We start from the raw sequence: 4,124 nt of genomic DNA, 5'->3' as shown, positions 1-4,124 counted from the left end.
GTGATAAGTTAGCCACCTGGGGAGTACGTTCGCAAGAATGAAACTCAAAGGAATTGACGGGGGCCCGCACAAGCGGTGGATTATGTGGTTTAATTCGATGATACGCGAGGAACCTTACCAAGGCTTAAATGGGAAATGACAGGTTTAGAAATAGACTTTTCTTCGGACATTTTTCAAGGTGCTGCATGGTTGTCGTCAGCTCGTGCCGTGAGGTGTTAGGTTAAGTCCTGCAACGAGCGCAACCCCTGTCACTAGTTGCCATCATTAAGTTGGGGACTCTAGTGAGACTGCCTACGCAAGTAGAGAGGAAGGTGGGGATGACGTCAAATCATCACGGCCCTTACGCCTTGGGCCACACACGTAATACAATGGCCAGTACAGAGGGCAGCTACACAGCGATGTGATGCAAATCTCGAAAGCTGGTCTCAGTTCGGATTGGAGTCTGCAACTCGACTCTATGAAGCTGGAATCGCTAGTAATCGCGCATCAGCCATGGCGCGGTGAATACGTTCCCGGGCCTTGTACACACCGCCCGTCAAGCCATGGAAGTCTGGGGTACCTGAAGTCGGTGACCGTAACAGGAGCTGCCTAGGGTAAAACAGGTAACTAGGGCTAAGTCGTAACAAGGTAGCCGTACCGGAAGGTGCGGCTGGAACATCTCATTTTAGAGCGTCTTAAGACGATAAACAAAATTAGTATCGTAAGATACAGCACTTACTTAAAGTTCAAGCTTTAGTTTTTTGTTTGGTTGCTATATAAAAATACAAAACCCACTAGAAATTAGTAAAGGGATAGAGAGATTTTAGATTATAAATTATAGATTTTAGATTTAAATAATCATTTAAAATTTTCAATTTAAAATTTAAAATTAATAATGAAGTCTCGTAGCTCAGCTGGTTAGAGCGCTACACTGATAATGTAGAGGTCGGCAGTTCGAGCCTGCCCGAGACTACTAATTGAAGGGATTATAGATTATAAATTATAGATTTTAGATTATAACGCATGTTTCATTTAAAATTTATAATCTAGAATTTACAATTTCTACTAGAGGGGAATTAGCTCAGCTGGCTAGAGCGCCTGCCTTGCACGCAGGAGGTCAAGGGTTCGACTCCCTTATTCTCCACAGTTTTGAAAGCTTAATTTAAAAGTTACGGATAGAGCCAAAAACAATATCTGTTCATTAAGCGGACAAGAAGACATTAAGATCATTGACATTAACGGTAAAGACATCACAAAGAGATAACCGAGCACTTTCGAGTGCCGAGTTTATAAAAATATCGATAGACGAGAGTTTATCAAAAAATACTGAACTAATTTAAATATTAGGAAAGAAATCGTTAAGGGCGTATGGCGGATGCCTAGGCTTTCAGAGGCGACGAAGGACGTGGTAAGCTGCGAAAAGCTGCGGGGATTGGCACACACGAATTGATCCGCAGATGTCCGAATGGGGCAACCCGGCTGGTTGAAGACCAGTCACCTCTTAGGAGGAGCAAACCCGGAGAACTGAAACATCTAAGTACCCGGAGGAAAAGAAATCGAAGAGATTCCGTAAGTAGTGGCGAGCGAAAGCGGATTAGCCCAAAAGTCTTTATATGTTTAGAGGAATGTTCTGGAAAGAACAATCATAGAAGGTGATAATCCTGTACTCGAAAGGCATATTTGGATGATAAATGAGTAGGGCGGGACACGTGAAATCCTGTCTGAATATGGGGGGACCATCCTCCAAGGCTAAATACTCCTGAAAGACCGATAGTGAACAAGTACTGTGAAGGAAAGGTGAAAAGCACTTCGAATAGAAGGGTGAAATAGAACCTGAAACCGTACGCCTACAAGCGGTCGGAGCACCTATATGGTGTGACGGCGTGCCTTTTGCATAATGAGCCTACGAGTTAATTTTACTAGCGAGGTTAAGGTATTAAGTACCGGAGCCGGAGCGAAAGCGAGTCTGAATAGGGCGTATAGTTAGTAGGATTAGACGCGAAACCTTGTGATCTACCCATGGGCAGGTTGAAGCTCTGGTAACACAGAGTGGAGGACCGAACCGGTTGACGTTGAAAAGTCTTCGGATGACCTGTGGGTAGGGGTGAAAGGCCAATCAAACTGGGAGATAGCTCGTACTCTCCGAAATGCATTTAGGTGCAGCGTCGTATATAAGTTTATTAGAGGTAGAGCTACTGATTGGATGCGGGGGTTTCATCGCCTACCAATTCCTGACAAACTCCGAATGCTAATAAATGTTCTACGGCAGTGAGGGCATGGGTGCTAAGGTCCATGTCCGAGAGGGAAAGAACCCAGACCAACAGCTAAGGTCCCAAAATATATGTTAAGTTGAAGCAACGCGGTTGGACTGCATTGACAGCTAGGATGTTGGCTTGGAAGCAGCCATTCATTTAAAGAGTGCGTAACAGCTCACTAGTCGAGCGGTCCGGCATGGATAATAATCGGGCATAAACATATTACCGAAGCTATGGATTTGTATTTTAGATACATCTGGTAGGAGAGCATTCTATTTGCGCCGAAGCAGTACTGTGAGGTATTGTGGAGCGGATAGAAAAGAAAATGTAGGCATAAGTAACGATAAAGCGGGCGAGAAACCCGCTCACCGAAAGACTAAGGTTTCCTCAGCCATGCTAATCAGCTGAGGGTTAGTCGGGACCTAACGCGAACCCGAAAGGGGTAGTGGATGGACAATGGGTTAATATTCCCATACTTGCTCACACTAAAAAGGGGACGGAGTGCCGTACTTACTGGAGACTGACGGAATAGTCAAGGCCTAGCCTTCGGGCGAAGCTGCTGTAGGGAAAGTGCTTCCAAGAAAAGCCGAAGTGAAGCAACCCGTACCAAAACCGACACAGGTAGTCGAGGAGAGAATCCTAAGGTGCTAGAGTGAATCATGGTTAAGGAACTAGGCAAAATAGTCTCGTAACTTCGGGAGAAGAGACGCCATCAGCAATGGTGGCCGCAGTAAAGAGGCCCAGGCGACTGTTTATCAAAAACACAGGACTCTGCAAAATCGAAAGATGCAGTATAGGGTCTGACACCTGCCCGGTGCTGGAAGGTTAAGGAAGGTGCTTAGGGTTAAACCGAAGGCATTGACTGAAGCCCCAGTAAACGGCGGCCGTAACTATAACGGTCCTAAGGTAGCGAAATTCCTTGTCGGGTAAGTTCCGACCTGCACGAATGGTGTAACGATCTGGGCACTGTCTCAACCATGAGCTCTGTGAAATTGTAGTATCGGTGAAGATGCCGATTACCCGCAATGGGACGAAAAGACCCTGTGAACCTTTACTATAACTTCGTATTGACTTTGAGTAAGTAATGTGTAGGATAGGTGGGAGGCTTTGAAGCAGGCACGCTAGTGTTTGTGGAGCCAACGTTGAAATACCACCCTTTACTTACTTGGAGCCTAACTTCTTTTAGAAGGACATTGCGTGGTGGGTAGTTTGACTGGGGTGGTCGCCTCCAAAAGAGTAACGGAGGCTTTCAAAGGTACCCTCAGCACGCTTGGTAACCGTGCGTAGAGTGTAATGGCATAAGGGTGCTTGACTGTGAGACCTACAAGTCGATCAGGTGCGAAAGCAGGACATAGTGATCCGGTGGTTCCGTATGGAAGGGCCATCGCTCATAGGATAAAAGGTACTCCGGGGATAACAGGCTAGTCTCCCCCAAGAGCTCACATCGACGGGGAGGTTCGGCACCTCGATGTCGGCTCGTCACATCCTGGGGCTGGAGAAGGTCCCAAGGGTTGGGCTGTTCGCCCATTAAAGTGGCACGCGAGCTGGGTTCAGAACGTCGTGAGACAGTTCGGTCTCTATCTATTGCGGGCGTTAGATGTTTGAGAGGGCTTGATTCTAGTACGAGAGGACCGAATTGAACAAACCTCTGGTGTATCAGTTGTACCGCCAGGTGCACTGCTGAGTAGCTACGTTTGGAAGAGATAAGCACTGAAAGCATATAAGTGCGAAACTCGCCTCAAGATGAGACATCTTTTAAGGGTCGTTGGAGATGACGACGTTGATAGGCTATAGGTGTAAAGACAGTAATGTCATAGCCAAGTAGTACTAATTACCCGTAGATTTATAGCCTGATATGGCGCACGGAAGTGCAGCAAGGTTACCTCTTTG

2 tRNA genes and 2 rRNA genes are annotated in these 4,124 nt (G+C 46.4%); all 4 read left to right on the top strand.

The features are described 5' to 3' along the window. A 16S ribosomal RNA gene (locus ODR02_RS23510) occupies nt 1-665 on the top strand; the annotation flags it as partial. A gap of 213 nt (nt 666-878) precedes the next feature. Next, nucleotides 879-952, top strand: a tRNA-Ile gene (locus tag ODR02_RS23505). Between the two features lie 97 nt (nt 953-1,049). Further along, nucleotides 1,050-1,123, top strand: a tRNA-Ala gene (locus ODR02_RS23500). Between the two features lie 204 nt (nt 1,124-1,327). Next, nucleotides 1,328-4,085 (top strand): 23S ribosomal RNA (locus ODR02_RS23495). Nucleotides 4,086-4,124 lie beyond the last annotated feature (39 nt).

It is taken from the genome of Chryseobacterium sp. CFS2, assembly GCF_036543225.1.
Classification (GTDB): Bacteria; Bacteroidota; Bacteroidia; order Flavobacteriales; family Weeksellaceae; genus Chryseobacterium; species Chryseobacterium culicis_A.
The sequence above is the reverse complement of the archived record's forward strand: the minus strand, read 5'-3'. Positions and strand labels throughout refer to the sequence as shown.